The organism is Lactobacillus sp. 3B(2020), from assembly GCF_013487845.1.
In the GTDB taxonomy this organism is placed as follows: Bacteria; Bacillota; Bacilli; order Lactobacillales; family Lactobacillaceae; genus Limosilactobacillus; species Limosilactobacillus alvi.
Map to the genome: position 1 here is coordinate 1,768,580 of NZ_CP047410.1, position 17,380 is coordinate 1,785,959.

At 41.9% G+C, this 17,380-nt stretch carries 19 protein-coding genes; 6 read left to right on the forward strand and 13 right to left on the reverse strand.

Annotation, left to right across the window (positions count from 1 at the left end; translation table 11 throughout):
- Positions 1-229 precede the first annotated feature (229 nt).
- From GTO83_RS08875 to GTO83_RS08935, 13 genes are all read right to left on the reverse strand, one after another.
- Positions 230-1,750, reverse strand: coding sequence for a gluconokinase (locus GTO83_RS08875; protein ID WP_180870525.1), 1,521 nt, complete (start codon positions 1,748-1,750; stop codon positions 230-232).
- Between the two features lie 122 nt (positions 1,751-1,872).
- A complete protein-coding gene (rplA, locus tag GTO83_RS08880) occupies positions 1,873-2,577 on the reverse strand; it encodes a 50S ribosomal protein L1 (protein ID WP_180870527.1) in 705 nt (234 codons plus the stop codon).
- Between the two features lie 91 nt (positions 2,578-2,668).
- Positions 2,669-3,094 (reverse strand): 50S ribosomal protein L11, encoded by a 426-nt coding sequence (rplK, locus tag GTO83_RS08885; protein WP_180870529.1) that lies wholly within the window; start codon positions 3,092-3,094, stop codon positions 2,669-2,671.
- Between the two features lie 123 nt (positions 3,095-3,217).
- Positions 3,218-3,766 (reverse strand): transcription termination/antitermination protein NusG, encoded by a 549-nt coding sequence (nusG, locus tag GTO83_RS08890; protein ID WP_180870530.1) that lies wholly within the window; start codon positions 3,764-3,766, stop codon positions 3,218-3,220.
- A gap of 122 nt (positions 3,767-3,888) precedes the next feature.
- Positions 3,889-4,068: a preprotein translocase subunit SecE gene (gene secE / locus GTO83_RS08895; protein ID WP_180870532.1), complete on the reverse strand. Its 180-nt coding sequence runs from the start codon at positions 4,066-4,068 to the stop codon at positions 3,889-3,891.
- 12 nt (positions 4,069-4,080) lie between these two features.
- Positions 4,081-4,233 (reverse strand): 50S ribosomal protein L33, encoded by a 153-nt coding sequence (gene rpmG, locus GTO83_RS08900; RefSeq protein WP_180870534.1) that lies wholly within the window; start codon positions 4,231-4,233, stop codon positions 4,081-4,083.
- Positions 4,234-4,302: 69 nt separating this feature from the next.
- The gene (locus GTO83_RS08905) at positions 4,303-4,884 is read right to left on the reverse strand and encodes an RNA polymerase sigma factor (RefSeq protein WP_180870535.1); all 582 of its coding nucleotides are present in this window, start codon (positions 4,882-4,884) and stop codon (positions 4,303-4,305) included.
- Between the two features lie 391 nt (positions 4,885-5,275).
- The gene (gene rlmB, locus GTO83_RS08910; RefSeq protein WP_180870537.1) at positions 5,276-6,025 is read right to left on the reverse strand and encodes a 23S rRNA (guanosine(2251)-2'-O)-methyltransferase RlmB; all 750 of its coding nucleotides are present in this window, start codon (positions 6,023-6,025) and stop codon (positions 5,276-5,278) included.
- Positions 6,015-6,425: a Mini-ribonuclease 3 gene (locus GTO83_RS08915; protein ID WP_180870538.1), complete on the reverse strand. Its 411-nt coding sequence runs from the start codon at positions 6,423-6,425 to the stop codon at positions 6,015-6,017. The genes rlmB and GTO83_RS08915 overlap by 11 nt, the downstream gene beginning before the upstream one ends.
- 1 nt (position 6,426) lies before the next feature.
- Positions 6,427-7,833 (reverse strand): cysteine--tRNA ligase, encoded by a 1,407-nt coding sequence (gene cysS / locus GTO83_RS08920; RefSeq protein ID WP_180870540.1) that lies wholly within the window; start codon positions 7,831-7,833, stop codon positions 6,427-6,429.
- A gap of 645 nt (positions 7,834-8,478) precedes the next feature.
- Positions 8,479-9,585, reverse strand: coding sequence for a PIN/TRAM domain-containing protein (locus GTO83_RS08925; RefSeq protein WP_180870541.1), 1,107 nt, complete (start codon positions 9,583-9,585; stop codon positions 8,479-8,481).
- 17 nt (positions 9,586-9,602) lie between these two features.
- Positions 9,603-10,979: a DNA repair protein RadA gene (radA, locus tag GTO83_RS08930; protein ID WP_180870543.1), complete on the reverse strand. Its 1,377-nt coding sequence runs from the start codon at positions 10,977-10,979 to the stop codon at positions 9,603-9,605.
- Between the two features lie 137 nt (positions 10,980-11,116).
- Complete coding sequence (locus tag GTO83_RS08935; RefSeq protein ID WP_180872172.1) at positions 11,117-11,656, reverse strand: dUTP diphosphatase; 540 nt, start codon at positions 11,654-11,656, stop codon at positions 11,117-11,119.
- A gap of 267 nt (positions 11,657-11,923) precedes the next feature.
- Here GTO83_RS08935 and GTO83_RS08940 point away from each other — a divergent pair, with 267 nt between their 5' ends.
- The 6 genes from GTO83_RS08940 to GTO83_RS08965 all read left to right on the forward strand — a co-directional run bounded on the left by GTO83_RS08940 (position 11,924) and on the right by GTO83_RS08965 (position 17,362).
- Positions 11,924-12,217, forward strand: a complete 294-nt coding sequence (locus tag GTO83_RS08940) for a GNAT family N-acetyltransferase (RefSeq protein WP_180870544.1) — start codon at positions 11,924-11,926, stop codon at positions 12,215-12,217.
- A 15-nt stretch (positions 12,218-12,232) separates the two neighbouring features.
- On the forward strand, positions 12,233-12,913 hold the full coding sequence (gene rpiA / locus GTO83_RS08945; RefSeq protein WP_180870546.1) for a ribose-5-phosphate isomerase RpiA: 681 nt from the start codon (positions 12,233-12,235) through the stop codon (positions 12,911-12,913).
- Positions 12,914-13,053: 140 nt separating this feature from the next.
- The gene (locus tag GTO83_RS08950; protein WP_180870548.1) at positions 13,054-13,668 is read left to right on the forward strand and encodes a sugar O-acetyltransferase; all 615 of its coding nucleotides are present in this window, start codon (positions 13,054-13,056) and stop codon (positions 13,666-13,668) included.
- A gap of 47 nt (positions 13,669-13,715) precedes the next feature.
- On the forward strand, positions 13,716-15,056 hold the full coding sequence (locus GTO83_RS08955) for an aminopeptidase C (RefSeq protein ID WP_180870550.1): 1,341 nt from the start codon (positions 13,716-13,718) through the stop codon (positions 15,054-15,056).
- Positions 15,057-15,174: 118 nt separating this feature from the next.
- On the forward strand, positions 15,175-15,900 hold the full coding sequence (locus GTO83_RS08960; RefSeq protein WP_180870551.1) for a gamma-glutamyl-gamma-aminobutyrate hydrolase family protein: 726 nt from the start codon (positions 15,175-15,177) through the stop codon (positions 15,898-15,900).
- A gap of 94 nt (positions 15,901-15,994) precedes the next feature.
- Positions 15,995-17,362, forward strand: coding sequence for a glutamate--cysteine ligase (locus tag GTO83_RS08965; RefSeq protein WP_180870553.1), 1,368 nt, complete (start codon positions 15,995-15,997; stop codon positions 17,360-17,362).
- Positions 17,363-17,380: the final 18 nt, after the last annotated feature.

The window sequence follows — 17,380 nt, forward strand, 5'->3', positions numbered from 1 at the left end:
TGTTACTCAGTAACTAAGGTCAAAGCAGTAGCTGAATGGCAGTTGCTTCCCTAACGGTCGCACCAACCGATTCAGCCTTGCATGGGCTCACAAACGCCAAACCAATTGGCTGGTTCGCTCCAAATCACGGCCTTAGCGGATAAGTGCGAACGAAAGGTCGATTCTAATGAATCAACCTTCGTTCTTCTTATCCCAACCAGGCCGTCAAGGAGCTTTTTTCCCAACCTCCTTATTTCTCTTGTAATTGGGAAATCGCTTCGTAAGCTGGGGTTAAAAGATGTTCAACTTGGTTGAAAAGCGGCTGGTACTTTTGATAAGTATAAGCCGCCATGTCATCTGGATCATAAACCTCAGGCTGACTAAGCATCCCCTTTACTTCAGCATAATCATCAATCCGTCCTAGGCTCTTGAGGGCAATTGTTGCTGCCCCAAGGCAACAGCCACCATGGGCCATGGCTACCCCAACTGGAAAGCCAATTACATCAGCTAACATTTGGCGCCATACTTCGGAATCAGTAAAGCCACCAGATGCCATTATTTTTTCTGGATCACCGACTAGATCGCGAACAACTTCAAAGACACTGCCGACATTCATGGTAATCCCTTCCATCACTGAACGTAGCATATCCGCCCGAGTATGCAGTAAGTTCAAGCCGAAGAATGAACCTCGAGCATTAGCATCCCAGATCGGCGCCCGCTCTCCCCCCAAGAAAGGATGGAAAATTAAACCGTGCGAACCAGCTGGAACACCTTCGATAATTTGATTTGCTAATTGAAATGGCGTCTTTTTTTCATTTGTAACCGCTTTAGCGTCAACTAAGTGATTAACTGCCCATTGATAAACATCACCACCATTATTTAACGGTCCCCCAACAACCCAGTGTTCATTATCCAAAGTGTAACAAAAAAGGCGTTGATGTGGATCAATAACTGGTGAATCCGTGATGACGCGGACAGCGGCTGAAGTCCCAATTGCAATCGCTGCCGTGGAAGCATCAACCGCCCCCATTCCAATATTTGAGGAGGCCCCTCCGAAAGCACCATATACAAATGGTGTCTGTACCGGAACGTGTAATTCTTTTTGAGCCCTCGTCGTCAGACCAATTGCTTGGGTAGTACTCTCAACAATTTCCGGTAGTTGACTCGTACTAATTCCTGTCATTTCTAGAGCCTGACGATCCCAAGTCCGGGTATTAATATTCCACATTCCCGAACAAGAAGCTACCGAAATATCAATCTTGAATTCGCCAAAAAAATGGTGAAAAAGATATGACTTAATATCAGCAACATAGGCGGTAGCTTTCAACCGTTCTGGTTGGTCTTCTTTCAACCAGAGTAATTTTGTAAATGGTGACATTGGATGAATTGGCGTCCCAGTATCCATGTAAAGTTCCCGGGCAATCAGATTTCGTTTTACCCGACTCGCTACCAACCGAGCTCGCGTATCTGCCCAGGTTAAGATCCGACTGATTGGTTGAAAATTTTCATCCAACAGCAATAAACTTTGATTTTCACTTGAAAAAGCGATGGCTAGCAAATCACAATTATTTCGTTGTACTTCTTGATAGGCTTGATTAATTACCTTTTCGACCGCTGCTAAAACCTCAGCGGGCTCTTGTTCAGCCATTCCTTTTGCATCCCGATATAAAGGATACGTTTCGCGAAAACTTTTCTTCGGTTGCAATTTGCTGTCGTACAAAATTCCTTTTGTCCGGACGGTTCCTACATCGATTCCCAACAGATATTCCATTTACTTTTCCTCTTTCTATCACAGGTCATGATAACGATATCTTTTACCATTAGCATTTTACCTGCTATGTAAAAAAAGACCAGGCGAATGCCCAGTCTTTTAACTTTCAGCGTTTACTTTGATTACCGTGCTGACGAGAAGTCAGTTAAGTCCAAGGTAACACTTGGGCCAAAAGTTGAAGCAATTGAAGCGTGCTTGATGTAAGTCCCACGCACAGCAGCTGGCCGTGACTTAATAATGATGTCTTCAATCGTCTTTAAGTTTTCAACTAACTTGTCAGCATCAAAGGAAACTTTACCGAATGGAACAGCAACGTTTCCATCCCGGTCAGTCCGGTAAGTAACCTTACCAGCCTTTGATTCAGAAACGGCCTTAGCTACGTCCATCGTAACCGTACCAGTCTTAGGGTTTGGCATTAAACCTTTAGGCCCTAAGACCCGACCCAAACGACCAACTTGTGGCATCATGTCTGGGGTAGCGATTGCAACGTCAAAGTCAAGCCAACCGTCTTGGATCTTTTCAACTAAGTCTTGGTCACCAACAAAGTCCGCACCGGCTTCTTGAGCAGCCTTAGCGTTTTCACCCTTGGCAAATACGATAACCGTTTGGTCCTTACCAGTTCCGTTAGGCAGAACTACGGCACCCCGTAATTGTTGGTCCGCTTGCTTAGTGTCAACGTTTAAGTTAAATGCAACTTCAACCGTTGCGTCGAAGTTTGCAAAATCAATATCTTTTACTAATTTAACTGCGTCAGTTAAGGCGTATTGCTTCTTAGCTTCAACCTTCTTCAACGCGTCTTGGTACTTCTTACCACGAGTTTTAGCCATCTTGATGTATCCTCCTTGCAAATGTGGTCTAGCGGAAGTCTCCTCCCACGGGGACAACTTTTTTTTCAAAAAGTGCCCGGTCTGCTAGAGCCTAGTCTTCAACAGTGAAGCCCATGCTCCGGGCAGTACCTTCGATCATGCGCATAGCTGCTTCTACGTCAGCGGCGTTTAGATCTTGCATCTTAGTTTCGGCGATTTCCTTAACTTGTGCCTTGGTTACAGAAGCAACCTTCTTCGTGTTAGGTTCACCGGAACCGTGTTCAACACCAGCGGCCTTCTTCAGCAAGACAGCAGCAGGTGGCGTCTTGGTGATAAATTCGAAGGAACGGTCTTCGTAAACCGTGATCACAACTGGAATTAACATTCCTTTTTGATCAGCAGTCCGGGCGTTGAATTCCTTCGTGAAGCCCATAATGTTAATCCCTGCTTGCCCAAGGGCAGGACCTACCGGTGGAGCAGGTGTTGCTGCACCAGCAGGAATTTGTAACTTGACAATGTTTGCTACTTTCTTTGCCACGAGACAAAACCTCCTTAGTCCGTGTTGTGGTAATGATGGGGGATAAGAATTTGCCCCTCCCACAGTATGTTGATAGCATACCTTATAAAACTACCACATCTATCCTAGAAATACAACTTAAATTTATTCAACCGCTGCAATTTGGTCAAAACCAAGTTCAACCGTAGTTTGCCGACCAAGCATTTCGATCTCAGCCTTCAACTTCATGTGTTCATGGTCAACTTCAGTTACAACCCCACTTAAGTTAGCAAATGAACCAGCAATAACCTTAACGTGGTCACCAACTGCAACATTAATATCAGTCCGTTCAGGAGCTTCGTCATCCATCCAACTCAAAATCCGATTAACTTCTTCTGGTTGTAATGGTGTTGGCTTTGACCCACCACCGTGAGAACCAAGAAATCCGGTTACTCCTGGCGTATTCCGGGCAATGTACCAGGCCCGGTCAGTCATTACCATTTCAACTAAAACGTAACCTGGGAAAACCTTTTCTTCAATATCCTTACTTTTCCCATCCTTAACTTGGTGAACCGTTTCTTCCGGCACAATTACCCGGAAAATGTAGTCTTCCATTCCCATTGATTGGGCCCGAGATTCCAAGTTACTTTTGACCCGGTTTTCGTATCCAGAGTACGTGTGCAAAACGTACCAACGTTTTTCTTGTGATTCCACGATTTTCTCCTTATTTTCGTTTAGAAGTCTTAATATTTAAGCAAAATAAAAAAGCCCGCCCTAAGACGGAAACTTCCTAAGAAGACATTATACCAGACCTTGTAGACTTTGACCAATCAAATCTAACCTACAAAAGCCAAAAGTCCCATTTGGATCAACCAATCAAAGAGGGCGAAAAACAGAATAAAGAAGATCGTAATTGAAAGAACGACCGCTGTATCACGCCGATTTTCTTTTGCAGTTGGCCAAACAATGCGATGCATTTCTTTAACGACATTCTTGGAAAACTGAATTAAGTGCATAGCTACCTCCCCTTAACGTGTCTGCCGGTGAACAGTTACTTTTTGACAATGTTTACAAAATTTTTTTAGTTCTAAGCGTTGTTCACGCTGATTAGTACTAACATTGACTGAATAATTACGTGAACCGCAGACTGAGCATTCTAATCCAACTTTATGGTTAGCCATAACGGCCACCTCCATTCAGAATTACTCTAGCATAATTGCATAGGAAGAACAAGAATGTCTCTTGCTTCTTTAATCCCACTCTTGGTCAAGAATTCGCAAAAACTTACGTTCAACCCGCCAAATTGCCGAGTAAACTGAGCGTGGATCTTTCTGGAGTTCGGCTGCTACTTCTTCAAGTGACATTCCATTACAAACCTTTAAGAAACAAAGTAACTCAAATTTCGAACATTCAGTGGTTAATTTATTTAGTGCAATGCGGAATCGTACTACTTTATCACTTGCAACCCGCTCATCTTCAATTTGATCAGCCATCGGCATTTGGTCCAAAGAAAAGGTTTTTGTATTCACCATTCGCTTCTGGGTTTGCTGACTCCGGTAAAGATCATTTAATCGATTTAAAAGCATCTTTCGGTAGTAAGTTGCAAAAGCTCCCGCAATTTCATCGTAAGTCTTCAAACACTTAAACAAAGTAATTCCTGCTTCTTGATGCCAATCTTCATAACTAATTGTCAAGCCAGTGTATTTCCGTCGGAGTTTATGAACCATTGGCAGGTACCGGCGAAAAAGCATTTCAAAACTGGCATCGTCATGATGGTTCCGAACCATATAAATTAACTTTTGCTCGGAAATTTTCTTTTCTGGTTTTTTCATTAGTCTTATCAATCTCTCCCCTTTTGAGCATTTTACCGTTTAAAACTTGATTGTTAAACTAATTCAAATAACTGCTTAATTTTAAAATAGTAAGCTAGTAGCAATTCACTATCATGATCAAATTACAGTAATTAATTTATCATTAACAATTCAAATACTTATCAGCAAAAATAAGTTATCATTTTTAACTATCTTTTTCAACAACGTTTTTTATCAATTAATTAGATAATAAGCAATATAAATTTAGGAGTAAAACTAATTTTTATACTGAATATACAAAAAAAGGGCACACCAATTAGTTAGTGTGTCCACAGAACGTTTTTAAACTTTTGAATAATTTCTCAGTGCAGAAATTAGTTACCGCCAAAAGTAAATTGAAAAAATTTTTAAATTAACCTAGTGGGTGACGAGAATTAAATCCTTGATAAATGAGCAGACTAGCGGCAACACTTGCATTTAAGCTTTGAACATGGCCAATCATCGGGATCGTCAGCATTTCATCGCAAGTCTTTTTTAGTAAACTAGAAATCCCTTTACCTTCGTTTCCAATCACTAAGGCAACCGGACCCTTAGCATCCCAGCGTCGGTAATCAGTTCCTTGCATATCAGTCCCAAACAACCATAATCCCCGGGCTTGTAATTCTTTGGCAGTTTGGACTAAGTTGGTTACCCGAGCAACCGGAACGTGTTCGATCGCCCCGGTTGAAGTTTTAGCCACCACACTCGTTAAGCCGACTGAACGGCGTCTTGGGATAATAATACCGTGGACACCCGCCGCATCTGCAGTCCGTAAAATCGAACCTAAATTGTGCGGATCAGCCAATTCATCCAAGATTAAAAAGAATGGTGCTTCATCTCGTTCAGTCGCCCGGGCAAACAAATCGTCAATTGTTGCGTATTTATAAGCCGCGACAGCTAGTGCAACCCCTTGGTGATTTTCGTTATTTGTCATTTGATCGAGCTTAGTCTTGGGAACCATTGAAATCACGAGTCGCCGTTCCCGCGCTAACTTAATAACTGAAGCAATTGCATCCGAACGTAAATCTTTTTGAATAAAGACCTTATTAATTTCTTGATCTGATTTTAAGGCCGCTACAGCTGGATGACGCCCAATAATAAATTCCGGTTGTTTACTTGGCACGGCTTAAATCCCCCTTTTCGACATGCATAATGCACCACTGCACGATTTCAGTCAAACGTTCCCTTTTTCCTGCTAATTGAAGATAGCCAATTAAGGCTTCAAAGCCAGTTGACATCCGGTAAGTCAGCACATTCGTATTTTTGGCATGCGTGTAACTATTAGCATTTCGCCCCCGCTTGAAGTAACCCCATTCTTCCAGATTTAAAAGGTCTTCCTCTTGCATCTTTTCAATTAGAGCTGCTTGTGCCTTGGCCGAAACATAATTAGTCGCCACGTGCTGAAGTCGGTTTGGCTTAGCCATCCCCTTCGCTAGTAAGTGCTCACGAATAAACACTTCATAAACCGCATCTCCTAAGTACGCTAGAGCAATCCCGTTTAGTTGTCGATAATCTACTGCCATTTTATTCCTTTCTGTACCGTGTGCCTTGTGGGGTATCTTCTAAGATAATTCCCTGAGCCTTTAAATCATCCCGAATCTTATCACTTAAGGCAAAATTTTTAGCTTTCCGTGCCTGATTACGTTGTTCAATTAACATTTCGATTTCTGTATCGTTAATTTTTTCCGTTTGCAATTTAACGCCAAAAACTGTTGTTAATTGGATTAACAAATTTTTTAAAGTATCAATTGCTTCTTGCTTTACTGTTTTAGCTTGGGTATATAAGTTAGCATACTTTGCAAGATCATAAACCACTGTAATCCCGTTTTGAACGTTAATATCATCATCCATTGCCGTAACAAATTGGGCTTTGAACTTAGCAACTTGGTCTGAGACAGCGGGATCACTTCCTGCCTCTGCATCTTCTTGCCGGTAACTCAAATTCGTAAAAGTGTTTTGCAAATGTTTTAAGTTATTGGCCGCATCTTGAAGTTGTTCGTCACTATATTGGATTGGCCGCCGATATTGCGTGGTTGCCATAAAGAAACGTAGTACTTGCCCATCAACCGTTTTTAGCAAATCATGCACCGTTATAAAATTATGCAAGGACTTACTCATCTTTTCATTTTCTTTTCCAATGGTCACGAAACCATTGTGCATCCAATAGTGAACAAATGGTTGACCAGTTACTGGTTCAATTTGGGCAATTTCATTTTCATGGTGTGGAAAGGTTAAATCTTGCCCACCAGCATGAATATCAATCGTATTCGCCAAGTATTTGGTCGACATTACGGAACATTCAATATGCCAACCTGGCCGCCCCGGTCCCCATGGTGACTCCCAATTAATTTCGCCTGGCTTAGCAGCCTTCCAAAGAGCAAAATCAAGCGGATCTTCTTTTTTATCAACTTCATCTTGGCTAACGTGCTCACTCGCCCCAACTTCAAGGTCATCTAAGGATTGACCAGAAAGAGCCCCATAACGTTTGAATTTCCGCGCCCGATAATAAACATCACCATCAGCTTCGTAAGCATATCCCTTTTCAATCAACGTTTGAACTACTTGAATAATTTCCGCAATGTTTTCCGTTGCCCGGGGATGCATCGTGGCATCTTCGACGTTAAGTGCTTTTGTATCTTCCATAAAAGCTTGAATATACTTGTCAGCTAATTCAGGAACGGTAATCCCCTGTTCATTGGCGGCTTTAATCATCTTATCATCGACATCAGTAAAATTAGAAACATAGTTAACCTGATAGCCTTTAAATTCTAGATACCGCCGAACAGTATCAAAAGCAACGACACTCCGCGCATTCCCGATATGGATGTAATTATAAACAGTTGGTCCACAAACATACATATTCACTACTCCGGGGGTAATTGGCTTAAAGGCTTCTTTTTGCCGCGTTAAGGTGTTGTATATTTTTAGCATCGTCCTATTTCCTTTCACCAAGATCAATATCTCAATCTTACCACAAGTTGGCTCGGCTTCTGCATGGTAAATTATTTTGCCGCTCTTACTGGTAACTTTAGGCTTTCATCATATTTTCTTCACACTCGACTGTTACTATAAGAACCGTGGTAAGGAGATGTCTTATCACGATTAACCGAAACCTATTATTTTTCAATTACTCCTCCCAAATAGTAACCGAAAAATAGATTAATTACGAAATCTCCCCCAAGATATTCGTAGTACTCCTTGAGGCTGGCTGTGCCAGCCTCTTTTTGATTAGAAAAGGAAAAGGCTGGGAAGAAACTCATGTTTCTCCCCAGCCTTTCTTTGTCATCTCCGAATGTTACTCAGTAACTAAGGTCAAAAAGCACGGCCTTAGTGGATAAGTGCGAACGAAAGGTCGATTCTATGAATCAACCTTCGTCCTTCTTATCCCAACCAGGCCGTCAAGGAGCTTTTTTCCCAACCTCTTTCGTCTCCGAAGGTTACTCAGTAACTATGGTCAAAGCGGTAGCTGAATGGCAGTTGCTTCCCTGACGGTCGCACCAACCGATTCAGCCTTGCATGGGCTCACAAACGCCAAGCAAGTTGACTAGTTTGGCCAAGAATGTCTCCCAATATCAACTAATCTGTCTTATCTTCAATTCCTTGATGTGGTGGTCGGGCAAAGATCATTCGTCCAGCATCTGTTTGGAGAGCGCTTGTTACCTCAACAATCAATTCTTGGTTCATAAAGTAACGACCATCTTCAACAACAACCATGGTCCCATCATCAAGATAAGCAACCCCTTGTTGGCGCTCTGTTCCCTTTTTAACCACTTTAACTCGGAGTTTTTCTCCGGGAACTACCCGTGGTCGTAATGATTTAGCTAAGTTGTTAATGTTTAAAACTTGAACGTTTTGGAACTGGATCACCTTATTTAGATTCCAATCATTTGTTACGATTACCCCGTCAACTTTTTTAGCAAGGGCAATTAACTTACTATCAACTTCCGGAATATCCTCAAAATCACCATCATACATTTCAACTGGGACTATTTTTTCTTCCCGTAGCTTATTTAGAATATCTAATCCGCGCCGGCCCCGGACTCGCTTAATGCTTTCAACTGAGTCAGCAATGTATTGTAACTCGTATAAAACAAAGTTCGGAACCAATAAAGTGCCTTCAAGAAAGCCAGTTTTTACTAAGTCATAAATCCGACCATCAATCAAAATATTCGTATCCAAAATTTTGTAATGATGGTAATTATCATCTTGGCGATTAATGATTGCCCCATCTTTGGCCTTGTCGCGCCGACTAAACAAAAGTTTACGCCACTCATCAAGTCGGGTTGTCCCCAAGACAAACCCAAAGTAAGAAAAAGTGACCATTAAAATAATTGGTAAAACATTGTTTAACACTGGAATCCGTAATCGCCAGAGTGGAATAGAAATCAACGAAGCTAATACCAACCCTAGAATGGTGGTGATTGCCCCCATAATTAGATATAAGGGACTCTTTTTCGCTAATGTTGTTTCAACTTGGTGGACAATCCGTAAAATCCAACCCATCAATGCAAGTGATAATAACCAAAATATAATTGCTCCAAGTAAAATGTCAACAATGACAGGTAAGATAACCAAAGAAGGCTTAATCCCTAACGTCGCCCACATTGGTGGTAAGTAGTAATATCCAATTGCCATCCCCACTAAAATAAAGAGTAGCCGGATAAAATTTGTTCTTCTTTTCATTTCAATCCTCCTTTCTCTTATCTACCCAAGGCTAACTTCAGAGTTTCACTAATGGTAGTCACCCCGATTACCTCAATATTATCCGGGGTTTTCCAACCTTGTAAATTATTTTTCGGGACAAAAATCCGTTTAAACCCGAGCTTAGCTGCCTCGGCAACCCGTTGTTCAATCCGGTTAACCCGACGTACTTCCCCAGTTAAACCTAGTTCGCCAACAAAGGCATCCGTTGGTTGAGTTCCGCGATCACGATAAGAAGAAGCGATCGCAACGGCAATCGCCAAATCAATCGCTGGCTCATCGAGTTTGACACCTCCTGCTGCCTTTAAGTAGGCATCTTGGTTTTGAAGTAAGAGATTTGCTCGTTTTTCGAGTACCGCCATAATCAAGGAAACCCGGTTCCGATTTAAGCCCGTTGCCGTACGTTGCGCATTTCCAAAAACGGTCGGGGTAATCAAAGCTTGAATTTCAACTAAAATTGGCCGCGTACCTTCAAGGGAAACCACCACCGCTGACCCAGTGGCATCTTGTAACCGTTCCTCCAAGAAGATCTCCGATGGATTAGCAACCTCTTTTAAACCATCATTATCCATTTCAAAAATGCCGAGTTCATTGGTAGAACCAAACCGATTTTTAACAGCCCGCAAAATCCGGTAAGTATGATGGAGATCCCCCTCAAAATACAGTACTGTATCTACCATATGTTCCAAAATTTTAGGCCCGGCAAGGACCCCACCCTTGGTAACATGACCAACAACAAATACCGTAATATTTTTCCCCTTAGCAATCTGCATTAATTGTGCCGTTACCGCCCGAATTTGCGAAACACTCCCGATTGCTGAAGTAACATCGGTAGCCTGCATTGTTTGCACCGAGTCGATCACTACATATTCAGGATTTAAACTATCAATTGTTGCCCGAATACTATCCATATTTGTTTCTGGATAAATGTAGAAATTATCTCCTGCTACTTCAAGGCGTTGAGCCCGCATTTTAATCTGGGAAGCACTTTCTTCCCCTGATACATAGAGAACAGAACGCCCCTCCGTACTTAATTGACCGGAAACTTGTAGCAGTAAAGTTGACTTTCCAATTCCTGGATCCCCACCAATTAACACTAAGGACCCAGGGACAATTCCGCCCCCTAGAACCCGGTTTAATTCGTTTAGTTTTGTTTTTACCCGAGGTGTTTTTCGAGTATCAATTTCGTTGATTTTCTGTGGCTTAGCAACAATGCCGGTTAAAGTCGTTGTTGGTTGAACTTTATTTACCGATTGACCTTGTTCAACTTCTTCAACCAGAGTATTCCATTTTCCACAATTTGGGCATCGCCCCAAGAAACGGGGCGATGAGTACCCACAGTTCTGACAAACATAATGGGTTCGTGCTTTTGCCATTTAATTCCTCCCTTTTAAAATCTTCGTTTAGATACAGGATAGCACTCTAGCTAAGTCCTCAACCTTGAAGCCGACTTGGCCGGTTTCATCGGCAGATTGTCCTAATCATCGCGTAACCCCTGGAAAAAACTTTTATGTTACTTCGTCGAACCAAAGCCACCGGTTCGGTCAGCTTGAGGAGCAATTTCATCATCCGCCACTAAATATGGAACGAAAATCCCTTGGGCAATCCGTTCTCCCTTTTTAATGTGGTAATCTTTAAGGCCGAAGTTAATTAATTGGACAAAAATTTCACCTTCATTTTTAGCATTGTTATAGTAATCAGCGTCAATGATTCCCACGCCATTTGGCAAGACTAAGCGTCGTTTCAAAGGACCACTAGACCGATTAAAAAGCATTAACACTTCATTTGGTTGCATATAAGCCTTAATCCCCGTGGGAACTAGGTAGGGCTTTAATGGTTTATCGGCTAGCGTAAATTCGTCCTCAGTCAAAGTTTGCTTATGCAATAAGATCTTTAAACCGGTTAAGAAATGGTGCTTCCAAATTGAAGGCAATTCAAAGTCTTCGCTTGCTTCAAAATCATACCCCGCCGCCTGCTTGGTTTGGCGTTGTGGTAAATTTATGTCTTGGTTAGCCTTGTGACTAACTACCTCAAATCCGCGTTGTTTCACGATTTTTACTCTTCCCTTCACGCTAAGAATAAACACGTATTTTAAACTTCTGATTTTTAGAATACTTTTTTTATTTTACCATAACCAAGTAAGCAAGCACTAACAAACCGTTCAATGACAACGAAATTTTAACTATCGTTGCGCGAAGGCAAAATTAGCTTTAAACTAATGATAGCGATTACAAATTGTTGATCGTTGCTTGACAATTGAGCATGAACCTTAGAAAATATTAACGAGTAGTAAAACGTTTTTCCATTAGGGGGTTGAGCCATGCAAATTACGACAGAAAAAGAGAAATTAATTGCCACCGAAACGGATGGCACCTTAATTGGGCAAATTGATTACCCAATGGTTGATGAGGATGCCAACCGAGTTGTCTTGGAACGAGTCTTTGTAAACCCTGATTATCGGGGGCAAGGGATTGCTGGTAAATTGATGGTAGCCTTCGTTGAATATGCTGATCAAGTCGGATTAACCGTTAAATTAATGTGCCCATACGCCAAAATGAGTTTTAAAAAACATCCGGAATATCAGCATCTTTTACTACCAGAAGATCGTTTCTAAGGAAGGAAAATCAGAATGGATCAAAATGAATTAAAGGCCCTTGTGGGTCAAGAAGCTGTTAAGTACATCCAAGATGGGATGATTGTAGGTCTCGGAACTGGCTCAACGGTTCGTTATATGGTTGATGCTTTAGGTAAACGAGTTCAAGAAGAAGGTTTAAAGATTGTTGGGGTAACTACTTCTAACCGGACAACCGCTCAAGCTGAAGGCCTCGGAATTACGATTAAGGACCTTGATGATGTTGATCACATCGACCTTTGCATTGATGGAGCCGATGAAATTGATACTGACTTCAACGGAATCAAAGGCGGCGGTGGTGCCCTTCTTTGGGAAAAGATCGTCAATAATGCTTCCACTAAGCGGATGTGGATCGTTGATGAATCAAAGATGGTGCCCCGGATTGGTAACTTCGGGGTTCCGGTTGAAGTAATCCCGTTCGGAGCTCAACATGTCTTTAATTACTTTGAAAAGCAAGGTTATCATCCTAAATGGCGAATGACGGATGGTGAAAAGTACCGAACTGATGAACACAATTTGATTATTGACCTCAAAGTTGGCGAAATTGTAGATCCAAAAGCACTAGCTGAAGATTTAATTCACACGGTTGGCGTAGTTGAACATGGATTGTTCTTAAACCGGGTTGACACGGTAATCGTGGGTCGCCAAAATGGTCCTGAAGTTTTACAAGTAAAGTAATTTAGCGGTTGGGAAGAAAGTCTGACGTGTACCCCCAGAGTTGGAAATCAACTCTGGGGGTATTTTATTTATCAAATTTCTTTTCTTATGGAAACGTTTCCTTTATGATAATAAAAGAGAATTTTGAGGAGGAAAACATAATGGAAGCAAACACTCGCCAAATGCTTGAAGGCAAGCCCTATACCCCAGATACGGAAGAACTTTACCGCTACTCTCGTGAGGGTCACCGCTTAAGCCAGGATTATAACAAAACCTACGATACTGAAACTAAACAACGGCAAGCGATTTTAGATCAATTAATCCCAAATCATGGGAAGAACATTTACCTTCAAGGTCCGATTCAATTTGATTATGGTCGGTTTACTACCATTGGTGATAACTTCTACGCTAACTTCAACTTTACCGTTTTAGATACTTGTCCCGTCACAATTGGCAATAACGTAATGATTGGCCCAAACGTTAGTCTTTTAACCGCTCTTCATCCCCTTGTCGCCGAACAACGCATCCTTCGCCAACAGCCTAATGGCCGCTTAGGTGACTACGAATACGGCGCAGCAATCACAATTGGTGATAATTGCTGGTTAGCAGGTAACGTGACGGTCCTTCCAGGAGTAACCATTGGTGCCGGAAGCGTGATTGGCGCTGGAACAATCGTTACCAAATCTGTTCCTGAAAATTCTCTAGTGGTTGGTAACCCAGGGCGGGTTATCCGCACAATCACCGAAAAGGATCGGCTCACAAACTTTCCATATTAAGTTTCACCGCTTATAATAATCGTATTAATTAATAGGGAGGCTTTTGAATGACTTTTAAAATCACAAATGATGATGTTCAAGCTTTTCAAGCAGATTATGAAAAGCAACCATTAAACCAAGTGCTTGAACGGGCAGTTACCAAAAACGGAATTCGAAATGCTAGTTTTGACTGGCATGCTCAAGCTGATAATGACCCCCACTTCTCCATTGACCTTTCTACTGGTGAAGTAAGTGATCAAAAGCAATCTGGTCGTTGCTGGATGTTTGCGGCTTTAAATACGATGCGGCATGAAATGCAAGCCAAGTTCAATTTGCCAGAGAACTTTGAACTTTCCCAATCTTACCAATTTTTCTGGGATAAGTTTGAAAAGGCCAATTACTTCTACAAAAACGTAATCAATACTGCTGAACTCCCCCACGATGACCGGAAAGTTGCTTGGTTAATGACAACTCCACAACAAGACGGGGGCCAATGGGATATGCTTTGTGCTTTGATTGAGAAGTACGGGGTCGTTCCTCAATCCGCAATGCCCGAAACTTACAATTCTTCCAAGTCACGGGAAATTAACGAAGTCTTAAATAATCAATTACGGCACGATGCTGTTATTCTTCGTAAGTTAGTTAACGATTATGGGGTTGAAGACGAACGAATTAACCAAACTCGCAAGGAAATGCTTAACCGGGTTTATCGGATGCTAGCAATGAGTTTTGGCGAACCAGTTCAAAGCTTTGACTTTGAATACCGGACCAAGAAGGACCATGAATTCCACCGAGAAGCAAACCTTACCCCACAAACTTTCTTTAAGAAGTATGTCGGTTGGAACCTTGATGACTACATTTCAATCATCCAAGCCCCAACAGCTGATAAAAAGTATCACCAAACTTACACGATTGAAATGCTCGGCAACGTTGTTGGGGGACGGCCAATCAAGCACCTTAACCTCCCAATGGACGAATTTAAGGCCTTAGCAATCAAGCAACTTAAGGGCGGCGAAAGTGTTTGGTTTGGTTCAAATGTTTCAAAATATTCAGAAACCAAGCTAGGTTTAATGGCTCTCAACACTTACAACTACGAAGCCCTCTTTAATACTGAATTAAAGATGAGCAAAGCAGATGCCCTTGACTACGGAGAATCAATGATGAACCACGCCATGGTTTTAACAGGGGTTGACCTCGTTAACGACCAACCAACTAAGTGGAAGGTTGAAAACTCATGGGGTAATAAAGTCGGAACGAAGGGTTACTTCGTAATGAGCGACGAGTGGATGGATGAATACTGTTACCAAATTGTGATTAATAAGAAGTATCTGTCGGATGAACTCAAGGCCGCTCAAGCCCAAGAGCCGCAAGTCTTAGCACCATGGGATCCAATGGGAACCTTAGCTTAAACTCCATCTAGAAAAACGCGATCAGAAAATTGCCTTCTGATTGCGTTTTTTTATTGCTTAAATTAGAATTATATGATAGATTCATTAAAACATTTAATTTACTTAAGGAGGAAAAGCTATGCACCCTAAAATTGCCGTCCCTGCTGATACTTTAACTGAAGCCACGAATATCATCAATGAACGGATGGCCCCTTTTGCCCCAAAGCCAATCATTGAAGCCGTTGTCAAGTCTGGTGGAGTCCCCGTTATTTTACCAAGCGTTAATCCAAAATTTGTCCCTGATTACCTCGACCTTTTCGATGGGGTAATTTTCGCTGGCGGAGCAGACGTTGATCCAACCTTCTATGATGAAGAACCGCATCAAAAATTAGGGGTTACATATCGCAAACGAGACCTATTTGAAATTGAATTACTAAAAGAAACTCTCAAAGCGGGTAAGGCAGTCTTTGGAATCTGCCGGGGGCTTCAAGTTATTAACGTTGCTCTTGGAGGGACGCTTTACCAAGATCTTTCAGAAAATCCTGCTACGGTGCTTAAGCACTCCCAAGATGCACCTGGAAATTTTCCGTCTCACCATATAACCGTTTCACGTGGAACACGACTCCACAACCTAATGGGTGATCGTCCCTATGTTAATTCCCGTCATCACCAAATTATTAAAGAGGTTGCTCCAAGCCTTCGAGCGGTTGCAAGGGCTGATGACGACGTTGTTGAGGCCTTAGAGTCAACCACAAATGATCAAATCTTAGCTGTTCAATGGCATCCAGAAAATATGTTTAAACATTATCCAGAATCCCAACACCTTTTTACTGATCTGATTCAACGTGCCCAAGGCCAAAATTAGTATTAATCCCTATTCTAATTTTTACTTGAACATCCGCGTTGTTAGTACTAGAATTAGACGAAAATTAAATATTTCTCATAAAGGAGTGAAGACTATGTTCAGTCGAATTGGGCAATTAATCTTCAACCATGGAGTAGTTGCCAAAACCTCTAATTTTACGATGGGGTTAGAAATTGAAATGCAACGGGTTGATGAAACCGGCAATCTAAGTTCCGAACCTTATCCAGCTTCAATTGGTGATGAAAAGACCAATCCTTGGATCACTAATGACTACCTGGAAACCATGTCTGAGGTTGTGACCCCACCTGCACATCACTCCTTAGACGCAATGCATTATCTATATGGAATCAATAATGCTTTACGCTCGGCGCTAGCACCTGGTGAATTACTTTGGCCCCTTTCTATGCCCCCAAAACTTCCAAAAGATAAGAGTACCTTACAATTTGCTAAAATGGGGCCCGCTAAAGAAGCTTATTTAAAAGAATGGACCAAACGCCATGGATATTCGGAAGGAACCCCCTGTGGCGCACATATCAATCTCAGTATTAACCCTGAAGTGATCGACCTTGTTTTGGAACATTTCCCAACCGACTTTAAAGATCGGGTAGCAGTTCAAAATTATTTATACGCCGTCGTTGCTCAAGGTTTCTTACGTTACCGTTGGTTAATTACATATCTCTTTGGAGCGAGTCCCCTTGCTGAAAAAAACTATTTTGAACCTGGTCAAGAACCGAAACATGCCTTACGGAGTATTCGTCAAAGCTCCCATGGGTTTGGGACTAAATTTAGCGGTCGCTTTACTAATGTCCAGGATTATGTGGATGCAATTGAAAAAGGAGTTAAACAAGGCATTTTAATTTCTGATTACGAATTCCACGGGGCAGTACGATTTAAAGGCAATAAAAACCTTAAGGAATTACCTAAAACCGGGGTGCAATATTTAGAATTGCGAATGCTCGACCTCGATCCAAGTAGTTCAGTTGGTATTCGGACTGATACTCTCCGGTTTATCCGCTTGCTTGCTTCCTACTTCATCATGAATCCAGGTTTACGGGTAAATGAAGTTGACCGGGCTTTAGAAACTGCTAATCAAATGAACGAAGTGGTTTCAACTGAAGAACCGAACACGATTTGCCATTATCAAAGTAAAGCACTTGCCTTTTTACGGAGTTTAGATCGGTTTGCTAATCAACTCCAACTTGGACCCGAATATCAAGAAATTTTATCCGATCTAACTGACCGGGTCGAAAACCCCTTAACCACCCCAAGCGCAAAGTTGCTTAATTACGCTCAGGATGGTTCACTTGAAAATTACGCGCTCCGGCGGGCCAAGCATTACCAAACTGCTGCCCTTGAATCTATTCATCAATTTGATGGCTTTGACGACGACCAACCAATGTCGGCTGAAGACCTTAAAAAAGCCCTCTTCTATGGTAATTGGGAATTGAGTGCGGAAAACTAAAAAGTCGTGGTTAGGAAT

What these genes read in the sequence shown, in the direction of transcription:
- GTO83_RS08875 (WP_180870525.1), bottom strand. Translation starts at nt 1,750, where the DNA reads ATGGAATATCTGTTGGGAATCGATGTAGGAACCGTCCGGACAAAAGGA.
- rplA (WP_180870527.1), bottom strand. Translation starts at nt 2,577, where the DNA reads ATGGCTAAAACTCGTGGTAAGAAGTACCAAGACGCGTTGAAGAAGGTT.
- secE (WP_180870532.1), bottom strand. Translation starts at nt 4,068, where the DNA reads ATGCACTTAATTCAGTTTTCCAAGAATGTCGTTAAAGAAATGCATCGC.
- rpmG (WP_180870534.1), bottom strand. Translation starts at nt 4,233, where the DNA reads ATGGCTAACCATAAAGTTGGATTAGAATGCTCAGTCTGCGGTTCACGT.
- GTO83_RS08905 (WP_180870535.1), bottom strand. Translation starts at nt 4,884, where the DNA reads ATGAAAAAACCAGAAAAGAAAATTTCCGAGCAAAAGTTAATTTATATG.
- GTO83_RS08915 (WP_180870538.1), bottom strand. Translation starts at nt 6,425, where the DNA reads ATGGCAGTAGATTATCGACAACTAAACGGGATTGCTCTAGCGTACTTA.
- cysS (WP_180870540.1), bottom strand. Translation starts at nt 7,833, where the DNA reads ATGCTAAAAATATACAACACCTTAACGCGGCAAAAAGAAGCCTTTAAG.
- GTO83_RS08925 (WP_180870541.1), bottom strand. Translation starts at nt 9,585, where the DNA reads ATGAAAAGAAGAACAAATTTTATCCGGCTACTCTTTATTTTAGTGGGG.
- radA (WP_180870543.1), bottom strand. Translation starts at nt 10,979, where the DNA reads ATGGCAAAAGCACGAACCCATTATGTTTGTCAGAACTGTGGGTACTCA.
- GTO83_RS08940 (WP_180870544.1), top strand. Translation starts at nt 11,924, where the DNA reads ATGCAAATTACGACAGAAAAAGAGAAATTAATTGCCACCGAAACGGAT.
- rpiA (WP_180870546.1), top strand. Translation starts at nt 12,233, where the DNA reads ATGGATCAAAATGAATTAAAGGCCCTTGTGGGTCAAGAAGCTGTTAAG.
- GTO83_RS08950 (WP_180870548.1), top strand. Translation starts at nt 13,054, where the DNA reads ATGGAAGCAAACACTCGCCAAATGCTTGAAGGCAAGCCCTATACCCCA.
- GTO83_RS08955 (WP_180870550.1), top strand. Translation starts at nt 13,716, where the DNA reads ATGACTTTTAAAATCACAAATGATGATGTTCAAGCTTTTCAAGCAGAT.
- GTO83_RS08960 (WP_180870551.1), top strand. Translation starts at nt 15,175, where the DNA reads ATGCACCCTAAAATTGCCGTCCCTGCTGATACTTTAACTGAAGCCACG.
- GTO83_RS08965 (WP_180870553.1), top strand. Translation starts at nt 15,995, where the DNA reads ATGTTCAGTCGAATTGGGCAATTAATCTTCAACCATGGAGTAGTTGCC.